General features: G+C 31.5%; 18 protein-coding genes and 1 other annotated feature. Of the genes, 14 read left to right on the top strand and 4 right to left on the bottom strand.

The genetic code is table 11. The features are described 5' to 3' along the window. Positions 1-249 precede the first annotated feature (249 nt). A complete protein-coding gene (locus HGI79_RS05350) occupies positions 250-1,260 on the top strand; it encodes an aldo/keto reductase (protein WP_185649629.1) in 1,011 nt (336 codons plus the stop codon). Positions 1,261-1,775: 515 nt separating this feature from the next. Beyond that, positions 1,776-3,206: a 23S rRNA (uracil(1939)-C(5))-methyltransferase RlmD gene (gene rlmD, locus HGI79_RS05345; RefSeq protein ID WP_185649628.1), complete on the top strand. Its 1,431-nt coding sequence runs from the start codon at positions 1,776-1,778 to the stop codon at positions 3,204-3,206. A 319-nt stretch (positions 3,207-3,525) separates the two neighbouring features. Here rlmD and HGI79_RS05340 read toward each other — a convergent pair whose 3' ends face one another. Beyond that, positions 3,526-3,666 carry a hypothetical protein gene (locus HGI79_RS05340; protein ID WP_185649627.1) on the bottom strand — a complete coding sequence of 47 codons (141 nt, stop codon included), beginning with the start codon at positions 3,664-3,666 and terminating at the stop codon, positions 3,526-3,528. 41 nt (positions 3,667-3,707) lie between these two features. Next, complete coding sequence (locus tag HGI79_RS05335; protein WP_185649626.1) at positions 3,708-4,613, bottom strand: MBL fold metallo-hydrolase; 906 nt, start codon at positions 4,611-4,613, stop codon at positions 3,708-3,710. 423 nt (positions 4,614-5,036) lie between these two features. Between HGI79_RS05335 and HGI79_RS05330 the strand changes: the two genes are divergently transcribed. The 9 genes from HGI79_RS05330 to hydE all read left to right on the top strand — a co-directional run bounded on the left by HGI79_RS05330 (position 5,037) and on the right by hydE (position 16,009). Continuing rightward, positions 5,037-5,408 carry a helix-turn-helix transcriptional regulator gene (locus tag HGI79_RS05330; protein ID WP_185649625.1) on the top strand — a complete coding sequence of 124 codons (372 nt, stop codon included), beginning with the start codon at positions 5,037-5,039 and terminating at the stop codon, positions 5,406-5,408. Between the two features lie 33 nt (positions 5,409-5,441). Beyond that, complete coding sequence (locus HGI79_RS05325; protein WP_185649624.1) at positions 5,442-5,855, top strand: arsenate reductase ArsC; 414 nt, start codon at positions 5,442-5,444, stop codon at positions 5,853-5,855. Between the two features lie 25 nt (positions 5,856-5,880). After that, positions 5,881-6,945: an ACR3 family arsenite efflux transporter gene (arsB, locus tag HGI79_RS05320; RefSeq protein ID WP_185649623.1), complete on the top strand. Its 1,065-nt coding sequence runs from the start codon at positions 5,881-5,883 to the stop codon at positions 6,943-6,945. A 179-nt stretch (positions 6,946-7,124) separates the two neighbouring features. Next, positions 7,125-7,391: a metalloregulator ArsR/SmtB family transcription factor gene (locus tag HGI79_RS05315; RefSeq protein WP_241428143.1), complete on the top strand. Its 267-nt coding sequence runs from the start codon at positions 7,125-7,127 to the stop codon at positions 7,389-7,391. 106 nt (positions 7,392-7,497) lie between these two features. Next, positions 7,498-7,718, top strand: a binding site (T-box leader). Positions 7,719-7,815: 97 nt separating this feature from the next. Then, positions 7,816-9,252 carry a proline--tRNA ligase gene (gene proS / locus HGI79_RS05310; RefSeq protein ID WP_185649622.1) on the top strand — a complete coding sequence of 479 codons (1,437 nt, stop codon included), beginning with the start codon at positions 7,816-7,818 and terminating at the stop codon, positions 9,250-9,252. 288 nt (positions 9,253-9,540) lie between these two features. Continuing rightward, complete coding sequence (locus HGI79_RS05305) at positions 9,541-10,728, top strand: M20 family metallopeptidase (RefSeq protein ID WP_185649621.1); 1,188 nt, start codon at positions 9,541-9,543, stop codon at positions 10,726-10,728. 139 nt (positions 10,729-10,867) lie between these two features. Beyond that, complete coding sequence (ftsH, locus tag HGI79_RS05300; protein WP_185649620.1) at positions 10,868-12,724, top strand: ATP-dependent zinc metalloprotease FtsH; 1,857 nt, start codon at positions 10,868-10,870, stop codon at positions 12,722-12,724. A gap of 40 nt (positions 12,725-12,764) precedes the next feature. After that, the gene (locus HGI79_RS05295; RefSeq protein ID WP_185649619.1) at positions 12,765-14,900 is read left to right on the top strand and encodes a UvrD-helicase domain-containing protein; all 2,136 of its coding nucleotides are present in this window, start codon (positions 12,765-12,767) and stop codon (positions 14,898-14,900) included. Positions 14,901-14,980: 80 nt separating this feature from the next. Continuing rightward, positions 14,981-16,009, top strand: a complete 1,029-nt coding sequence (gene hydE / locus HGI79_RS05290; protein WP_185649618.1) for a [FeFe] hydrogenase H-cluster radical SAM maturase HydE — start codon at positions 14,981-14,983, stop codon at positions 16,007-16,009. 346 nt (positions 16,010-16,355) lie between these two features. Here hydE and HGI79_RS05285 read toward each other — a convergent pair whose 3' ends face one another. After that, complete coding sequence (locus HGI79_RS05285) at positions 16,356-17,156, bottom strand: ATPase (protein ID WP_185649617.1); 801 nt, start codon at positions 17,154-17,156, stop codon at positions 16,356-16,358. A gap of 119 nt (positions 17,157-17,275) precedes the next feature. Then, positions 17,276-18,241 (bottom strand): helix-turn-helix transcriptional regulator, encoded by a 966-nt coding sequence (locus HGI79_RS05280; RefSeq protein WP_185649616.1) that lies wholly within the window; start codon positions 18,239-18,241, stop codon positions 17,276-17,278. Between the two features lie 423 nt (positions 18,242-18,664). On the opposite strand from HGI79_RS05280, the gene modA reads away from it, so the two are divergent. The 3 genes from modA to HGI79_RS05265 are packed head-to-tail and all read left to right on the top strand — an operon-like array spanning position 18,665 to position 21,258. Continuing rightward, complete coding sequence (modA, locus tag HGI79_RS05275; RefSeq protein ID WP_185649615.1) at positions 18,665-19,471, top strand: molybdate ABC transporter substrate-binding protein; 807 nt, start codon at positions 18,665-18,667, stop codon at positions 19,469-19,471. A gap of 31 nt (positions 19,472-19,502) precedes the next feature. Next, positions 19,503-20,186, top strand: coding sequence for a molybdate ABC transporter permease subunit (gene modB, locus HGI79_RS05270; protein ID WP_185649614.1), 684 nt, complete (start codon positions 19,503-19,505; stop codon positions 20,184-20,186). A gap of 4 nt (positions 20,187-20,190) precedes the next feature. Then, the gene (locus HGI79_RS05265) at positions 20,191-21,258 is read left to right on the top strand and encodes a sulfate/molybdate ABC transporter ATP-binding protein (RefSeq protein WP_185649613.1); all 1,068 of its coding nucleotides are present in this window, start codon (positions 20,191-20,193) and stop codon (positions 21,256-21,258) included. Positions 21,259-21,486: the final 228 nt, after the last annotated feature.

The following is a 21,486-nucleotide window of genomic DNA, read 5'->3' as shown; positions in this document are numbered from 1 at the left end:
GGGATATGTTACCAAACTTCAGCACGTTAAAAACTTTTAATCAGTCTAAAGTTCGTGTTTTTGAAAATCTAAGAAGCATTGATAAACTCGTGCCTCAAACATATCAAAGCTCCTAAGATTTTCTAAAAACACTTCACAAAGACTGATAAAAAAGTTTTTAAATATGCTTTCAGTTTTGGTAACATATCCCTACGCATAATTTAAGTTTTCAGCCTAGAATCCTACATAATGTAAAAGGGAGATGGTAGTATGATATATAAAGAGCTTGGAAGTACGGGGTTGAAGGTTTCTGTAATTGGTTTTGGGGGAATTCCGATACAGAGAATAGGTGAGGCTGAGGCTATAGAAGTTATAGTTGAGGCTGAGAAAAAAGGTATGAACTTTATTGATACAGCAAGGGGATATACTATATCAGAAGAGTTTATTGGGAAGGCTCTTGAGGGAAGAAGAGACAATTGGATTATTGCAACAAAGTCAATGTCTAGGGATAAGGAAAGTATGATTAAGGATGTAAATATTAGTTTAAATAACTTAAAGACAAACTATATAGATCTTTATCAATTACATAATGTGAAGACAATGGAGGACTATAATAAAGTTTTAAGTGAAGATGGTGCTTACGAGGCATTACTTGAATTTAAAAACCAAGGTAAGATTGGTCATATTGGAATATCATCTCATAGTTTAGAAATACTTAAAATTGCTATTGAAAGTGGAAAGTTTGAAACAATTATGTATCCATATAATATTGTTGAAAATCAAGCAGAGGATTTATTCAAAAGAGCTAAAGCTCTAGATATAGGTGTCATTGCTATGAAGCCTATGGCTGGAGGAGCACTTATAGATGGAATACTGGCTTTAAAGTATATACTGCAAAATAATAACATAACTTGTGCTATACCGGGTATGGGAACACTAAGAGAAGTAGAGGAAAATTCTAAAGTTGCAAGTACTAATGTATTCTTAACTGAAGAAGAAAGAAAAAGAACAGAAGATATATCAAAGGAACTAGGCACAGAGTTTTGTAGAAGATGTGGATATTGTGCACCTTGTACTAAGGGTATAGATATACCTAATATATTTCTTCTTCAAGGATATAAAGAAAGATATAATTTAGCGAAATGGGCAGAAGATAGATATTCCGCTTTAAAATCAACGCCTACGGATTGTATTGAGTGTGGAGCTTGTGAACAAAGATGTCCTTATAATCTTCCAATTATAAGGATGTTAAAAAAAGCAAAACTAACATTTAGTGAATAATTTACAAAATTTATTGAAATTTAACATAGTCATAATGTATAATAAAAAAACATATGGTTAAAATAATACGATGAAAGAAAATAAGAGACAACTGATTCTATCTCGCTAGCACCTTTTAATAAGGGTGCATTTTTTTTATAAAAATGCTTTAAGGTATATATAAACACGCCCGAAATTTAACTTATACTCCGGAATATGCTACCAAACTTCGGCACGTTAAAAACTTTTAATCAGTCTAAAGCTCGTGTTTTTGAAAATCTAAGAAACTTTGATAAACTCGTACCTCAAACATATCAAAGCTCCTAAGATTTCCCAAAAACACTTCACTAAGACTGCTAAAAAAGTTTTTAAATGTGCCTTCAGTTTTGGTATCATATTCCTACGTATAAGTTAAATTTAAGTTTTGGGTATCAATATAAATTCTCAACTTTAAGTAATATTTTTTACATGTAATGGACAAATACTAAATAGAAATGTAGAATATTTAAGTAATACTTTGACATGGTGGTGAAGTTATGGATAAGATTATTCCAGTAGAAAAAAATAAAGATTATATAATAGATATAGTAAGTACAGGGCATGAAGGAGAAGGTGTTGGTAAAATTAGTGACTTTACCGTTTTTGTGCCAGGAGCATTATTAAATGAAAGAGTTAAAATAAGAATTGTAAAGGTAAATAAAAACTTTGCCTTTGGTAAGCTATTAGAGGTGGTAGAAAAATCAAATAATAGGGCAGAGCCTGTATGCAGTATATACAACAGGTGTGGAGGATGTCAACTGCAGCATCTTTCATATGAAGCTCAGTTAGAATTTAAGAAAACAAGAGTGAAAGACTGTATTGAGAGAATTGGTAAGTTAAATATTAAAGAGTTCAAATGTGAAGAGAAGTCTATAGAAAAAACTCACTTTAATAGTACTGAAGAAATAGTGCTGCATGATACTATTGGAATGGATACGCCATATAGATATAGAAATAAGGTGCAGCTTCCTGTTGGAAAAAAGGATGGTAAGGTAAGAATAGGCTTTTATGCTTCAAGAAGTCACGAAATAATACATATGGATACTTGCGATATTCAAGATGAGATTGCGGATAAAGTAGTAGATATAGTGAAAAAGTGGATTGAAAAATATAAAATAGAGCCTTATGATGAAGCAAGGCATAGCGGGGTCATAAGACATATAATGATAAGAAGAGGTTTTAAAACTGATGAAGTTATGGTAGTGATAGTAACCAAAACAAAGGAACTATTATATAAGGATGAATTAGTAAAGTCAATTGTAGATAACATCAAAGGTATAAAGAGTATTGTTCAAAATATAAACGATAAAAAAACTAATGTAATCTTAGGATCGTACTGTGAAACTATATGGGGAGAAGATAATATAAGTGACTATATAGGAAACTTTAGGTTTAATATATCACCGCTCTCTTTTTTTCAGGTAAATCCTATACAAACGGAAGCTCTATATAATAAGGCATTAGAATATGCAAATCTAACAGGTAGTGAGATCGTATTTGATGCTTACTGTGGCACAGGCACTATTTCATTGTTCTTATCTCAAAAGGCTAAGAAGGTATATGGCGTAGAAATAGTACCAGAAGCTATTGAAAATGCAAAGATAAATGCATACCAGAATGGTGTTAACAATGTGGAGTTTATCGTAGGTCAGTCAGAAGTGGTTATACCTGATATCATAAAAACAGGGGTAAAAGCAGATGTGGTAGTTGTTGATCCTCCGAGAAAAGGCTGCGAAAGAACTCTTTTAGAGTCAATTGCATGTATGAGACCAGATAGAATAGTATACGTATCCTGTGATCCAGGTACTTTGGCTAGGGACTTATCTATACTAGATGATTTAGGATATAAAACTGTTGAAATTCAACCAGTAGATATGTTTCCTCAAACTGCTCATGTAGAGTGTGTTGTAAAATTAGTATTGAAATAGCTTATTTCTAAGAAATTTTGAATTTATATTTGGATGATTTTCCACCCTCTTGATTTTCAAGTAATGAATTAAGGTCAGTTACTTTAGTATTAATATTACTTTGAATAGAAAGCACATAATATTGTTTCAATTTCGAAAACCTATAAGTTTCTTTTTGAATAGAAATATGAAACCATTTTTGTATTCAATATAATATGAGTTATCGCTTAAGATTACAAGTGGATTTATACTATCTGATTAATTTTCTTCAATGTATTTATTTAGAAATGCATTTTTCGCGAAAAAACTAGAGCCTGTATCTAAATCGATGCAGGCTGTATTATTCTCTATTTTTATAGATTCTATATAGTGAAAATAATGATGGAATTATACCTATTACAATATAAGCATTTAGTGCTGTATACTCTGTAATTGTTAACATCCACGGAACATCCATATTGCAACTTTTATCTGGAGCCATTTGTAGCTTTAGGCAGTTGTAAAATCCATTACTGCAACTTGCTAAATATCAGATGGGACTTTTGAATATTTAAGAAATCCATCATCCATATTTAACTCTATAGTTCCTGTTTCATTCAAATATTCAACATAAGACCTTAACATTCTTTCTATTACGGTATATCTATATTTGCTTTTTACATGAATATTAAAATTTTTAATAACAGCCTTCAGAATATCTTCCATTGTCATAGCACCATCTATAACAGCATATACTCTTGCTGCTCTATTCTTATAGAAATTTATATTATCAGTTATAAGTTTTGTAATGTCATTATACATACCTTTGTGTGCCACTACGTATTTACTACATTTTAAGTCATAAAGCTTTATTTTACTTTTCAAATCTTCTCTAAGTATATAAGCATAAGGCATTTTAGCCCCCTGCATGACTTCATAGCTTATGAGAGCATCTCCTAAATACGCAACATCATCGGGGGTAATAATGCATATATGTGCAGGACTGTGTCCCGGTGTATGAAGAATTTTAAATTTAATACCGCACACATATATTCTATCTTGATTATCCAAAATCATAATATCTGTTTCGCAAACCATATGTCCAAAATGCTCTGTAACATCGGATAATGTTTGACTACTGTAATAAACCTTGAGATTTATTGAGGAACTGCAAAGAAAAGCTTCATAGGCTGACATAGCGATAATACAGTTATATTTTTTCTTGAAATATGAATTGTTTCCTATATGGTCTATATGAGCATGACTGCATATTATACCAACTACCTTAAAGTTGTTTTTTTCCAGAAGCTCATCTATTCCTTCTCTCTCTCCTTTTGCCCATCCTGAATCCAACATAATAATTTCTTCATCATTAATTTTATAAAAAGGTATGTATGTTATTCCAGTATCAATACAAAATGTGTTTCCCTTTATTTTTTTTATTTCCATGTATTATCTTTAGTGTGAGAGTGTATCACAATTACACAAAACCACTAAATACTCACTTCCTTTCTTTTTATACTCTTTTAGTGTACTACATGTTGATGGCTGTGTCGATAATACGCCATTTCCTACTATTTTGAAGCTTTAGTTATGGAATATGATATACGAGAACTAAAAGAATTCTGTAAAACTCTAAATAATTGGCGTGAAGGTATTTTAATTTGGAATTGTTTGAAAATATTTACCAATAATTTTATACTTGACATCACATGCTATGCATGTTTCACAAAATTTCGGGATGAACCTCTTTTAATATCTTATTTTAATGTTAAAATTATGCTAAGTTTTAGAAAACAGGTTGCAGAATAGAATGTTATAATGTATCATATGATTATAAGTGAATATGTTAATTTGAAGGGGGGTAATGCTTTGGATTTAATACAAGTGATGAAGGCACTATCAGATGAAACACGTATGAGAATTCTAAATATACTAAAAGATGGAGATTTATGTGTTTGTGAGATAGAAGTTCTGCTTGATATCAACCAGTCAAATGCATCAAGGCACTTAAATAAGTTAACTAATGCAGGGATAATTGATTATTATAAGGTAGCTAAATACGTATATTACAAGATAAATCAACATACAGTTGACGAATTTCCTTTTTTAAAAGAAATAATAGAAGAACAGGCTATTAAGTTAAAACAATGTATTATAGACTGTAAGAGATTAAAGAAGTATAAAAGCAGTAATGTAAGTTGTGATGATTTAAAAGAGGGTAAAGTTTGTTTTGATAATTAATTTAAAATAAATAATATTACGGAGGATGATTTTATGAAACCAAAAGTAGCATTTATATGCGTTCACAATTCTTGTAGATCTCAAATGGCAGAGGCACTAGGAAAGCTATTTGCTTCTGATATTTTTGAATCCTATTCAGCAGGAACAGAGTTAAGACCTCAAATAAATCAGGATGCAGTAAGAATAATAAAAGATTTGTACAATGTGGATATGAATGAAACACAGAAGTCTAAATTGTTGCAAGATATACCAGAGGTAGATATAGTTATAAAAATGGGCTGCAATGTAGTTTGTCCTTTTCTACCTTCAAAACATGAGGAAGATTGGGGATTAGATGACCCATCAGGCAAAAGCGATGAGGAATTTATAATAACAGCAAAAAAGATAGAAGAAAAAGTGAAGGATTTAGCAAAAAGAATTAATAATAATGAAATTAATTTTAGATAATGTAATTTAAATAGGGGGAATTATTTTGAGTAATAGAACAGGTAAGCTAGCGTGGCTAGATAAATACTTAACTTTATGGATTTTTTTAGCAATGTTACTAGGCGTGCTGTTAGGTTGGGTATTGCCAGGTATATCTAATATGCTATCTTCACTTTCAATAGGAACAACATCTATTCCTATTGCTATAGGTCTTATTGTAATGATGTATCCACCACTTGCTAAGGTAAACTATAAACAAATAGGAAAGGTATTTAGAAATCCTAAGGTTTTAACTTTGTCCTTAATACAAAATTGGATTATAGGACCAGTATTAATGTTTGGTCTAGCAGTGTTATTCTTAAGAAACTACCCACACTTTATGGTAGGGCTTATACTCATTGGACTAGCAAGATGTATTGCTATGGTAATTGTATGGAATAGTCTTGCTGATGGAGATAATGAGTATGCAGCAGCACTTGTTGCTTTTAACTCCATATTCCAAGTTGTATTTTATTCAATATTTGCGTATTTATTTATTACAGTATTGCCAAATCTGATAGGGCTTCAAGGTATAGCTGTACATGTTTCTATGGGGGAAGTAGCATTATCAGTAGCTGTTTATCTTGGAATACCATTTATTGGTGGTATGCTTACGAGACTACTATTAGAGCCTAAAATGGGAACTGAGTGGTATACTAAAAAGTTCATACCTAAGATTAGCCCATTAGCATTAATTGCTTTACTGTTTACTATTGTTATTATGTTCATGTTTAAAGGTAAGTATATAATTGAACTCCCAATGGATGTTATAAGAATAGCAATACCTTTAGTTATATACTTTATAATAATGTTTTCTGTTTCTTTCTTTATAAGTCATAAGGCAGGAATAGATTATCACAAAACAGTAAGTCTTTCTTTTACTTCAGCCAGCAATAATTTTGAACTCGCTATAGCCGTTGCTATTGCAGTATTTGGAATTGAATCAAAAGAGGCATTTACTGCAGTTATAGGGCCACTCATTGAAGTGCCTGTAATGATAGCACTTGTTAATGTAGCGTTGACCTGGGGCAGAAAATATTTTAACTATAAGAGAAATACAGAAATCCAATAATTGAAGTAAATATTAGAAAGGTCAGTTTGTACTGGCCTTTTTTTATAAATTTTATAGTAGCAGTTTACAAGTATAGGTAATAGATATAATATACTTATATACACATATGTGTATATAAGTATAATTGCTTGTTAACGAAGGAAGTGAAATACAATGGATAAATTAACTGATTTTTTTAAATGGTTTCAGATGAAACTAGAATAAGAATTTTAGTGCTTTTATATCATAAGAAACTTTGTGTTTGTCAGATGTGTGGAATAATGGGCGAGACACAGCCTAAGATATCAAAACATTTAGCAAAACTTAGGGATGTAGGACTTGTTAAGGCCGAAAGAAAAGAGCAGTTTATATACTATTATTTGAATTTTGATAATAAACTATTTGAAGAAGTTATAAAGGATATTGTAGAGAATATTGAAGATTATGATACATTAAAGAAAGATTAGGTAGGAGTATACACTTCTTTGTCTATGACACTATAAAGATTTTTATACTATTGACAATTAAATTACAATATTCTATTATATAAAATAAGTCTAAAATTAAACTTTTATAAATACTAAGAAGAGGATTAGTAAAAATTTAAGTCTTTTTAAAGAGAGGGAATTAAGGGTGGAAAATTCCTATAAGACTATTTTGAACCTACCTCGGAGTTCTGTACTGAAATAATAGTAGGATACAGCGGTTATTATTGCCGTTATACAATTTAGAGAGAGTATATTATTAATATATTAACTAGGGTGGTACCGCCGATTATAACCTCGGTCCCTTATTGGGATTTGGGGTTTTTTATATTTTATTTTATCATTAAGTAAGTAAATAATTATAAAAAGTATTTGTTTTTATACATTAGTATAGGAGGAGAAAAGTATGGAAAAAGATAAAAAATTAGTAGAGCAAATTACCCCTATGGATGTGGATTTTGCTCAATGGTACACAGATATAATTAAAAAAGCAGAATTAGCTGATTATTCAAGTGTAAGAGGATGTGTAATTCTACGTCCTTATTCTTATGCTCTATGGGAAAATATACAAAAATATCTAGATGCTAGATTTAAAGAAACAGGACACGAAAATGTTTATATGCCAGTATTTATTCCAGAGAGTTTACTTCAGAAAGAAAAGGATCATGTTGAAGGATTTGCTCCAGAGGTGGCATGGGTTACACAAGGTGGTCATGAAGAGCTAACAGAAAAGCTATGTGTTCGTCCAACGTCAGAAACTTTATTTTGTGAGCACTATGCTAAAATAGTTCAATCTTATAAGGACTTACCAAAGCTATATAATCAATGGTGTTCAGTAGTTAGATGGGAAAAGACCACAAGACCTTTTCTAAGAACTAGTGAATTTTTATGGCAAGAAGGACATACAATACATGCTACTAAAGAAGAAGCAGAGGCAGAAACTATAAAAATGTTAAATATATACGCAGAAGTTTGTGAAAATATGCTAGCTATTCCAGTAGTAAAAGGTAGAAAAACAGAGAAGGAAAAATTTGCAGGAGCAGATGCAACTTATACAATAGAAGCATTAATGCATGATGGAAAGGCATTACAATCAGGAACTTCTCATTTCTTTGGTCAAAACTTTGCAAAAGCTTTTGGAATACAGTTCTCTGATAAGAGCGGAAAGCTTGAGTATGTTAATCAAACTTCATGGGGTATGAGTACTCGTATAATAGGAGCTATAATAATGGTTCATGGAGATAATGATGGATTAAAAATGCCTCCTAGAATAGCACCTATTCAGGTTGTAATAATTCCAATAGCTCAGCATAAGCCAGGTGTTATCGATAAGGCTAATGAATTAAAAGAAAGAATTTCTAAAGTAGCTAGAGTAAAAGTAGACAGTAGCGATAAGACACCAGGATGGAAGTTCAGCGAATATGAAATGAAAGGTGTTCCGGTTCGTTTAGAGGTTGGGCCTAAAGATATAGAAAAGAATCAGGTAGTTTTAGTAAGAAGAGATACTAGAGAAAAAATAATAGTTCCAATGGAAGAGTTGGAAACAAAAATACCACAACTTTTGGATGATATACACAATTCAATGTTTGAAGCTGCAAAGGCAGTTAGAGAACAGAAAACAAGCGTTGCAACAAATATGGATGAATTCAAAGATATAGTTGAAAACAAAACAGGTTTTGTAAAAGCTATGTGGTGTGAGGACAGAGCTTGTGAGGATAAAATTAGGGAAGAAACTGGAGCAACTTCTAGATGTATGCCATTTGCACAAGAAAATGTATCGGATACATGTGTATGCTGCGGTAAAAAGGCTAGTAAGCTTGTTTACTGGGGAAGAGCATATTAAAAAATAATTATTAAAAATCAAGTAATTCTTAGCTTCAGATGGAGTTTTCTTGTAAGGAATACTTACTCCAGTTGAAGCTTAGAAGAACTTATCCAGGGACGTAGCCGCCCCATATCTGGCACCTATAGAGGATGGCAGTATTAGGGTAGGTAAGTTATCGGATAAAAAATGAGGAGCAGAAATAAGTCCTCATTTTTTATTTATCCAATGACTACTTGATCTAATACTTACTTTAAAGCTAAGAATCAGTTGATACAAAGAAACATATGAAAAAGAGGTGAAATTTAAATGTATGAGAATATAGTTATAAAAAAAGCTGAAGAAATAAAGGAACTGCTAGTACACATAAGAAGAGATATACATGCACATCCGGAAATAGGTTTGAATGAGATAAGAACTGCAGGGATAATAGCTGAAAGGCTTGAACACTATGGAATAGAAGTGGAAAGAAATATCGGAGGCACAGGAGTTTTAGGTATTCTTAGAGGTGAGCATCCAGGAAAGACAATCCTTCTAAGAGCAGATATGGATTGTTTGAGGGTTTCGGAAGAGAATAGCGTAAAATATAAATCTCAATATCCTAATTTAATGCACGCTTGCGGTCACGATGCACATGTAGCTTGGCTTATAGGAGCTGCAGCAATTTTATCTCAACTAAGAGATAAGATTCATGGTAATATAAAATTTTTGTTTCAACCAGCAGAAGAGAAAGAGGGAGGTGCGGAAAGAGTTATAAATAGTGGGGTGCTAGAAAATCCTAAGGTTGATGCAGTAATAGGTGCTCATGTTTGGCCAAGTATTCCAGCAGGTAAGATAGGAATTAAAGCTGGGTCTCTTATGGCAGCTACAGATAACTTTAAAATAATTATACAAGGAAAAGGTGGACATGGTGGACAACCGCATAAGTGTATAGATCCTATAGCTGTAGCTTGTGAAATATATATGGCTTTACAAACTGTAATAAGCAGAAAAGTGGATCCATTGGAGCCAGTGGTTATTACTATAGGAAAATTTAATTCCGGATTAGCACATAATGTAATACCTGATAGAGCTGAACTGGAAGGAACCATAAGAACACTTACCCATGAGGTTAGAGCTAAGATTCCTAGCATAATGGAATCAATTATTAGCGGTATAAGTTTAGCTAATAGAGCTGAGTATGAATTTAAGTATATGCCTTATCATGCACCCGTTATAAATGATAGTGAAATAACTTCAGTTGTGGGTAGGGCTGCCAGTAAAGTGCTAGGACACAAGAATGTGACCATCATAGACAAACCAACAATGATAGGAGAAGATTTCTCTAGTTTTGAAGAAAAGGTACCAGGAACATTTTTTTGGGTAGGTACTTATAATGCTGAAAAAGGTATTACAAAGCCATTGCATAACCCTGAATTTAATATAGATGAGGATATAATATATAAGTCTGCTGCTGTTTTTGCAGAAAGTGCATTAGTATATTTGAATGAAGAATAAGCTATAGATATGGTTTTTAGGCAAAGAATATGTATAAATTAAAAATTACTTTAAAATTATTTGTTAACAATGTAGGTAAAATCATTTTTATTGATATAATATAACTAGAGACTAAAAACCATTAGTATGGAGGCGTATAATGTTTAATAAAAATAAGTTTGATAGTAATAAGTTTAAGTATGGAATTTACTATGCCATTGCAGTAGCGGTAATAATATTCTTCTTAAACGACTATATAGTTAATTTGAAAACACAACACATAAAATATAGTGATTTTACAAATTATATAAGTCAAAATAAAATTCAAGAAGTACAGATATCTAAAGATAGATTATTAATAGTGCCCAAACCTTCTGACGGAGAAAAAGGAAAGATATTATATACTGAAAGAGTTGACGATCCTGATCTAATAAAGAAACTAGATGCCGCAAAAATAAAATACGGTGGCACACCACAAGAAGATAGTCCACTAAGAAACTTTTTTATAAATTGGGTATTACCAATTTTAATTTTTATGTTCCTAGGAAGAGTACTATTTGGTAGAATAGATAAAAAAATGGGAAGCGGAGTCATGTCTTTTGGCAAAAATACTGCTAAAATATATGCAGAAAGTGAAACCGGAGTAACTTTTAATGATGTGGCTGGACAAGAAGAAGCTAAGGAATCATTAGTAGAAATAGTGGATTTTTTGCATAATCCTAAAAAATATACAGAAATTGGTGCAAAGCTTCCTAAGGGAGCACTATTAGTAGGTCCTCCGGGAACAGGTAAAACTTTAATAGCTAAGGCTGTTGCAGGGGAAGCAAAAGTCCCTTTCTTCTCTATATCAGGGTCTGCATTTGTTGAAATGTTTGTTGGTATGGGAGCTGCTAGAGTTAGAGACTTATTTGAACAGGCTCAGCAAAAGGCTCCTTGTATCATATTTATAGACGAAATTGATGCCATTGGAAAGAGTAGAGATGGAAACATATCAGGAAACGATGAAAGAGAACAAACTTTAAATCAGTTACTTGCTGAGATGGATGGATTTGATTCGTCTAAGGGAGTTGTAATTTTAGCAGCTACTAACAGACCAGAAGTACTTGATAAAGCACTGCTTCGACCTGGTAGATTTGACAGAAGAGTGATAGTAGATAGACCTGACTTAAAGGGAAGAGAAGATATTTTAAAGGTTCATGCTAAAGAAGTTAAAATATCTAAGGAAGTGGATTTAAATTCCATTGCTAAAAGTACTCCGGGAGCAGTAGGGGCAGATTTAGCTAATATCATAAATGAGGCAGCATTAAGAGCTGTTAAAAATAATAGGAGAGAAGTAGCACAGGAAGACTTAGAAGAAGCTGTAGAAGTAATTATTGCTGGTAAGGAAAAAAAGGATAGGATATTATCTCCTAAAGAGAAAAGAGCTGTAGCTTTCCACGAGGTGGGTCATGCACTTATAGCAGCTTTATTAAAACATACGGACCCAGTGCACAAGATAACTATAGTCCCAAGAACCATGGGAGCATTGGGGTATACTATGCAGCTTCCTGCAGAAGAAAAGTATCTTATAACTAAGGAAGAAATGATTGATCAAATATGTGTAATGCTTGGAGGTAGAGCAGCGGAAGAGGTAGAATTTAATAGCATATCTACTGGTGCTTCTAATGATATTGAAAGAGCAACACAAACTGCAAGAAGTATGGTAACTATGTATGGGATGACAGAAAGATTTGATATGATGGGATTAGAATCTATACAAAATAGATATCTTGATGGAAGACCAATTCAAAATTGCAGTGCAGAAACTGCTGCAGTTATTGATGATGAAACGCTGAGAATAATTAAGGAAGCACATAATAAGTCAAAACAGATACTTGTAGATAACAAGGAATTATTGACTATAATATCCGAAAGACTTCTTGAAAAAGAAACCCTAATGGGTGATGAGTTTATGGATATGGTGAATGAATTTGTAGGCAACAATGGAAAAGTTGCTGAGGAAAAATCTCTTGAATAAAATATTATGAAAAAAATATAAACTAGAAGGAGATTTGACTATGGAGAGCAGTGAATTAGAAAGAGAGTTAACAAAAGAATTAGAGCTTAATTTTGAAAAGGAAAAGTTAGAAGAAGTTATTGGTGAGATAAAGAAACAAATATCGGTATTTGTGCAAAAGAGGAAACAAGCAGCAGAATATATAGTAAATGCAAGAAAGAAAAGTCTTGAAGAATATCGAGATGATGAGGATAAGGTAGCGGAGTACTTTGATCATGAAGCATATATTAGAGAAGAAACTTTTAAATATGTAGATAGAAGACTAAGGGAACTGAATATCCTCAGTGCTTCTCCTTATTTTGGTAAAATAGATTTTGAAGATGATCTGGGTGCTGAAAACTTTTATATAGGTAGATTTGGGGTAACTAAAGAGGAAGAATATGAACCTATAGTTGTAGATTGGAGATCTCCAATATCTGCGTTGTTTTATGCTGGCAAGTTAGGTGAAGTAGTATACAAAGCTCCAGAGGGTGATATAACAGCTAATATTTTGTCAAAGAGGCAATTTGTAATAAAGAAGGCGAAATTGCTAGGTATGTTTGATTCCAGCATTGATGTTAAAGATGAAATACTACAAATGGTTTTAAGTAAAAATGCGGGAGATAAGTTAAAAGATATTGTAATGACAATACAGCAAGAACAGGATAATATCATAAGACAGCCTAGAAACAAGACTATAGTAGTAGATGGAGTAGCTGGTAGTGGTAAGACAACTATAGCGCTGCACAGAGTTGCTTATTTATTGTATAACTATAGAAATATACTACAAGATAAAGTGTTAATATTGGGCCCTAATAGCATATTTGTAGACTATATATCAATGGTTTTACCGAGCCTAGGAGAGGTAGGCGTAAAGCAAACTACATTTAGAGACTTTGTTTTAGAAATTTTAGATATAGATAATGTGATGAGTTTTAAAGATTATATGGAAAAAACCCTCAGCAACCATAAAGAATTTAATGAAGAAATAATGTATAAGGGCTCTGTAGAATATATAAAAGAGTTAGATTCTTTTATTGAAGCTTTAAACTATAATTATTTCAACATAACAAACGTAGATTTTTATAATGAAGTAATCGTAGATGGTAATGAAATTTATGAAATGTTTGAAAAGCATTTTAGAGATATGCCTTTATTTAGAAGAAGTAAGAAAATAAAAAGAATTATATACTCTAAGATAAGAGATAAAAGAGATAGTATAGTAAGACAAATACAAAAAGAACATGAAGAATCAATAAAAAGCTTATCACCGGATGAATTAAAAATACAGCAAAATAACTTGGAATTTATAAAAAGAAACAGAATACGAGATACTATTAAGGAAGTTATGAGGATAAAGAAAAACCTATCTTGGATTAATAATCCTGATGTTATAGAGCTGTATAATAATTTTAATAATAATAAACAGTTAACTTATGATGATCTATCTCCAATTCTCTATTTAAAAATAAAGCTAGATGGGTTAAAATATAAAAGAGAGATAAAACATGTAGTTATAGATGAAGCTCAAGATTATTCACCACTTCAGTTTTTGGTTATAAAAGAACTTACTGGATGTAAGTCCTTTACAGTAGTTGGTGACAGTAATCAGAGGATAGTTCCCATAAAAGGTGAACCAGCAATGCTTAATTTAGAACATGTATTACTTGATACAGAGATAGAGCACTTTAAACTATCTAAAAGCTATAGGTCTACAAAGGAAATAATGAATTATGCAAATAAATACTTAAAAAGTAACAAAACAGTACCTTTAGTAAGAAATGGTGAAGAAGTTGTAGAAAAACAGGTTCAGAACATCACTGAGCTTGTAGACAAAATAGTAGATAATGTTATAAAATTAAAGGAGAGAAATTACGAAAGTATTGCCATAGTCTGCAGAGACTTAGAGGAAACTAAAATATTAGGAAATCTCATTAAGAGTAAAATACACATAAAGATGATTGATAGAGAAGATATAATTTACTCTAGTGGAGAGGTAATACTTCCTTGTTATTTTGCTAAAGGGTTAGAGTTTGATAGTGTTATAGTTATAGACACTGTTAACACAGATAGCCAACAAGAAGACAAATTAATGTATGTAATGTCTACACGTGCTTTGCATGAATTATTTATATATAAGACTTCCTCGATTAAATAAAAAAGCTTTCATTCACTGAAAGCTTTTTTGCTTACTTAATAAAAGTCAAGTAATAATTTAAAGAAAGGAAAAATGTTGCTATGGTTATAGATTTGATTGAAAAAGCAGAAGAAACTCACAGCTTAAATAAAGAAGAATTGATAACTCTGTTAGAGGATGACAGTGTAAATGATGAGCTTTTTAAAGCAGCAGATAGAGTAAGAAAGAGGTATGTAGGTGATGAAGTGCATCTAAGAGGACTTATTGAGTTCTCAAATATATGTAAGCGTAACTGTTTATATTGTGGATTAAGAGCAGCAAACAAAAATATAAAGAGATATAGATTGGAACCAGATGAAATAATAGAACTAGCATCTAAGGCAGTGACATATGGATATAAAACTGTAGTAATGCAGTCTGGTGAAGATGAATATTATACAGTTGATAAAATGAAGTATATAATATCAAATATAAAGAAATTAGATATTGCTATTACGTTGAGTATAGGAGAGAAAACCTTTGAAGAGTATAAGGCTTATAAAGAGGTTGGTGCAGATAGGTATCTTATAAGGATAGAAACCACAGATAAAAAACTATATGAAGATATGGACCCAGGAATGAGTCACGAGGAAAGAAAGAGATGTCTTGAGGACTTAAAGACCTTAGGATATGAGGTTGGAACAGGATGTCTAGTTGGATTACCAAATCAAAGTATAGAATCCTTAGCTAATGATATATTATTTTTTAAAGAAATAGGAGCTGACATGGTAGGGATAGGGCCATTTATTCCAAATGAAGACACTCCTTTAAAAGATGCAGGGGGTGGAGATTTCACTTTAAGCTTAAAGGTCATGGCATTAACTAGGCTTCTGAATCCAGATATTAATATACCAGCTACTACAGCTATGGAAAGTTTAGATAAAAACGGCAGAATAATAGCACTTCAAAGTGGAGCTAATGTAGTTATGCCAAATGTAACTGAAGGTGAATATAGAAAACTATATGCATTATATCCAGGTAAAATTTGTACAGGGGATACTCCAGCACATTGCAGAGGCTGTATTACTGGTAAAATTAACTCTATAGGAAGAATGGTTTCTAAGTCGAAAGGATTTAGGGTGAAAAAATAAGGTTTAAATTAATATAGATAACCATGCCCGAAATTTAACTTATACTCCGGGACATATTACCATGTTTCGTCACGTTAAATATTTTTTATTAGTCTAAAGCTCAAATTTGATAAAAATCTAAGAACTTTGATAAACTCGCTATGCTCAAACATATCTAAAGTTCTAAGATTTTTTATCAAATTTTCGCTAAGACTAATAAAAAAATATTTAAATGTGACTTCAACATTGGTAATATGTCCCTACGTATAAGTTAAATTTAAACTATGGGTATCTATATAATTTAAGTTAAAAGAGTTTTAGAGTTAACAATATAAAAATAGCTTTATAGTTAACGTACTAGTAAATCTTACGGCTGACAACGTATGGATAGGCCTTGTTTTTCTAGACAATCTTTTTCATACTTTAATAGTTTATTTGCTATGTTTGCGGAAACTTCATCCGGCTCGTTAAAATTAATATTTTGTATACAATAGGTTTCAAGACTAGTATAAAGTTTTTTAGTGGATGAAACTATATCTAAAGATATGTTCAACAGACTATAAAACATTTCTTTATCTTTTTTTAGTTGAAGCTTATTTATAAGAGAATAATCTATAAAGTTTTCTAGGTATATTTGTGTGCCATTAAATTTTTTACCATTAATTTCATTAGCGCTTATTAATGCAGTTTTCAGTTCAGGTATTATTATATGTTCAATTTTATCAGGCACAAGTGCATCGTGATATACTTCTACAAAGAAACCTCTTTTAAGAGCTTCAGTATATATAAACTTCAGTAAAGGAGTTTTGCCAGTACCTGGACCTCCATTTAATACATATATTTTTTCGCAATCGTCACATAAATCATCTATAAAAGTTACTATACCATCAGGGACAAATGCAGTAACAAAAAGATGTCTTTCATTACCGAGATCTTTAATTTCATGGTTGGTAAAAATTTTATTTTTCAAGTCTTCGCTGAGCTGAGATAACTTTGAATTGTTTAGAGCATTTCTATTATACATGCTCCAGTTATCATGAATAAGTTTTGCAGCTCCTATATATTTATATGCTCTTTGTATGGTACCATTAATTTCATTTCTTATATTCAGTATATCTTCTTTGATATCCTTAGACAGCTCTGTATTCCAATATTCTTCTATATTCAATACTTCGTTTGTAATTCCAAGGTTTTGGGGGTCCGTTACATGTGGTGAAGTTTCATAAAGAATAAAAAAGTTTTAATATGGTGTAAGTATAGAACAATATAACACATATACAGTATAGCTTATAATTCTGCTACTATTGTTCCTATTTCATTGAGATCGTATCCTCCTATGCCTAGAAGCTCCATTTTAAATTCTTCAGAACGCAGTATATCTATGACTGTCTTAAATAGAGGTTTACCCATGTCCTCCTGTCTCATAACTAATTCATATCTTTCTTTCTGTAGTGGAATAAAATCAACACCTTGAACTTGTAGACTATTTTTTTCATTACCTATGCCTAAGTCTGCGCCACCTCTGGCAACGGTACTTGCAACTGCTAAGTGAGAAAGACACTCTCGATCATAACCATTTAGTGTATAGCCTTTAATGCCAAGACGTCGTAATTGCTCGTCAAGGAGAATCCTTGTTCCACTTCCCTTTTCTCTGTTAACTATGGTAATATCGATCCTTTTTAAGTCTTCCCAGCCATTAATATTTTTGGGATTACCTTTTTTCACATAAAAGCCTTGCATACGGCAGGTTAAATGAATTATTACTGATGGAATACCTGGAACAAGTCTTCGTACATATGGAATATTATATTGGTTTGTATCACTATCCCAAAGGTGAGAAGTGGCTATTTGAACCTTACCTTGATAAAGTCCTAATAGACTATTATAGCTTCCGATGTATGATCGTAAAATATGCACACCTTGTGAATGCATTTCAAGATAACGAGATAGTATATCAAGAAGTACATCTTGGCCGCAGATTACGAAATCATTATTAAAGTTTGTTTCTTCTAGGGAAGAAGAGTTTATTTGTGATGTTATATTAATATTATTTTTTTGATTATTAGGGCTAATATTTACTCTGTTTTTTGTTCTGTTTTTATATTCTTCTACATCTTTTAAATCAACTCTAATTTTTTTTCCTACCTTATATCCGCTTAATTCTCCCCTTTTTATTAGTTCATATACTGTATTTTTAGTAATTTTTAATATTTCAGCTACTTCTTGTGGTGTTAAGGATGTATCTTCAAACATAATGAGTCTCCTTTCTTTTAATATATTTGAAAATTAATAAATCTTATTGATTTTAGAAAGTTAAACAATGTTTCATGTAATTATACACATATATAATATTTTAGTTCAACAGTAATATTAAAAAACAACCCTGTATTACATTAGAAAGTTTTTAAGTGTACTTTCAGCTTTGTAAACATATTCCTACGTATAATCCTATATACAGCAAATATTTTAAAATCGCAGTAATAGTATTATACCATAATTAAATTATCATATTATTAAAAAACCACTTGAAAAATTGAAGAATTATAACTATAATTAGTATAACATGATATAACATAATAAGACATAAGTAAAATGTATTTGTTATATTTTTATGCAACACCATGGTGGTTTTTAGAAGATATAAATAGGTTTTAATAAGTTTTTAGGAGGAATACTATGAAAAGATTTAAGAGCAAACTATTTCTTATGTTAGTTTTAGGTATTACAGTTATTTCAGCTGGATGCGGCAGTGTTAAGCAAAATTCAACAACAAATCCTAAGGATGAAAAGGCTATAACATTGACTATATCAGCCGCTGCCAGCTTAAAGGATTCTATGGAGGATATTAAAAAATTATATTCTCAAGAAAAACCTAATGTTACAATTACATATAATTTTGGAGCATCAGGAACTTTGCAGCAACAAATAGAACAAGGAGCTCCAGCAGATGTATTTATTTCTGCAGCTACAAAGCAAATGGATGCATTAAAAAAGAAAGGGCTACTAATAGATGACACAAATAAAAATCTATTAGAAAACAATGTTGTTTTGATAGCTCCAAAGGATTCATCAACTATTAAAGATTTTAACGATTTAGCAACTGATAATGTAAAGAAAATAGCACTTGGAGAACCTAAAAGTGTGCCAGTAGGACAATATGCTCAAGATGTGTTAACATCTTTGAAGATAGCGGACAAAGTACAACCTAAAGCAGTTCTAGGTAAAGATGTAAAAGAGGTTTTAACATGGGTTGAAACAGGAAACGTAGATGCAGGTATTGTTTATGAGACTGATGCAAAAGTATCTAATAAAGTTAATATTGTAGCTACAGCACCAGAAAATTCACATAAACCTGTAGTATATCCTGTTGCTGTATTAAAAGACAGTAAAAATGTCGAAGCAGCAAAAGAATTTACTAAATTCCTGTCAGAAGATAAGGCTAAAGCAGTATTTGAAAAGTATGGCTTTAAAGCTGCTAAATAAGATTAACTTATTTTCATAGGGGGAAAGGAATATGGGATTTGATTCATCACCGGCATGGATTTCTTTAAAAACAACATTTACAGCTACTTTTATAACATTTTTTATAGGAATTGCTGCAGCATATTGGATGAATAACTATCATGGAAGGGTGAAAGGTCTTATAGATGCCATATTTACCCTTCCCCTTGTTTTACCGCCCACAGTAGTTGGGTTCTTTCTTTTACTTATATTAGGAAAGAATGGACCAATAGGCAAAATCCTTTTAAAATTTGGAACTAGCATAATTTTTTCTTGGTCTTCTACTGTCATTGCGGCATCGGTTGTAGCATTTCCTCTTATGTATAAAACAACAAGAGGAGCTTTTGAGCAAATAGATAACAATATAGTGAATGCAGCAAGGACATTAGGCGTATCTGAATGGAGAATATTTTGGAGAATTGTATTGCCTCTAGCATGGCCTGGTATAGCAGCAGCTACTGTATTATCTTTTGCAAGAGCACTTGGAGAATTTGGAGCTACTCTTATGGTAGCTGGAAACATACCTCATAAAACACAAACCATTCCTGTTGCTATTTATTTTGCTGCAGAAAGTGGTGAAATGGATAAGGCACTTATATGGGTAATATTAATTGTAGGAATTTCTATGGTAGTAATGCTATTAATGAATTATTGGTCTGATCACCAACGAAAATTTTTAAAAAATTTGAGGAGGTAGTAATATGGGGCTTTATGTTGATATTGAAAAAAAGTTATCAGGATTTAACTTAAAGGTTAAATTTGATGCTGCTAATAATAATATTCTGGGTTTGCTTGGAGCTTCAGGTTCTGGTAAGAGCATGACGTTAAGATGCATTGCAGGCTTAGAAACTCCAACTAAAGGGAAAATTATATTAAATGACAAAACTCTTTATGATTCAGAAAAAGGTATAAATATTTCAAGTCGCAAAAGAAAAGTAGGGTTTTTGTTTCAGAATTATGCTTTATTTCCTAATATGACAGTAGCTGAAAATATAAGCTTTGCATTGAAGGGATTATCAAAACATCAGCAAGCTCAGATAATAGAAGAGAAGGTTAGTATGATGAAGCTTGAAGGGCTTGAAAATAGATTTCCAAGTCAACTCTCAGGTGGCCAACAACAGAGAGTAGCTATTGCTAGAGCCTTAGCTATAGAGCCGGAAATATTATTGCTTGATGAGCCTTTCTCTGCTTTAGATAATCACTTAAGAAGCCATATGGAAAAGCAGATTATGGATACATTGTCCAGTTATAAAGGAAGTACTATATTTGTATCTCATAATATGGAAGAGGTATACAGACTTTGTAAAGATCTCGTAATATTAAATAAAGGAGATGTGGCAGCTTGTGGAAAAAGAGAAAATATATTTGAAAAGCCTCCAACTCTTTCGGCAGCACAACTTACGGGATGTAAAAATATATCTAGAGCAAGAAAAATAAAAGAAGATACAGTAGAAGCATTGGATTGGGGATGCACACTTAAAGTTAACAGTAAAATAAATAATTCTATATCTTATGTTGGTATTAGAGCACAACACATTGATTTAGCAGAGAAGAAAGATGATAACAATATATTTGAATATAGTATAAATCGCATAAGTGAAGGCCCCTATACAGTAACAGTTTATTTAAGCAGTCATAAAGAAAAACAACAATCTCAATTTGACAACTTACAATGGATTGTTTCTAAAGAAAGATGGAGGGATTTAAAAAAGGTGCAGCAACCGCTAAGGTTACATATAAATTCGGAAAAGCTTTTTTTTATGGAATAAATACCACAAGATGTTTTATCTTGTGGTGTTGTTTATTTATTATAAAAATTACACATTAATTAACAAAATGCAATTAAACAGTATATAAAATAATGTAACATAATAAAAAGTAAATCAGCAGTACTTTAATATATTAATAATAATTGTATGGGGTTCCTTGGTCAAAATTTAAATATAGTAAAGATAAAATATTAAAATAAATATAAACATACCCTCATATTCTAATAT

The sequence above is a fragment of the Clostridium sp. DJ247 genome, from assembly GCF_014231265.1.
Note: the sequence above shows the minus strand (reverse complement) of the source record. Positions and strands in the feature narration are given on the sequence as shown.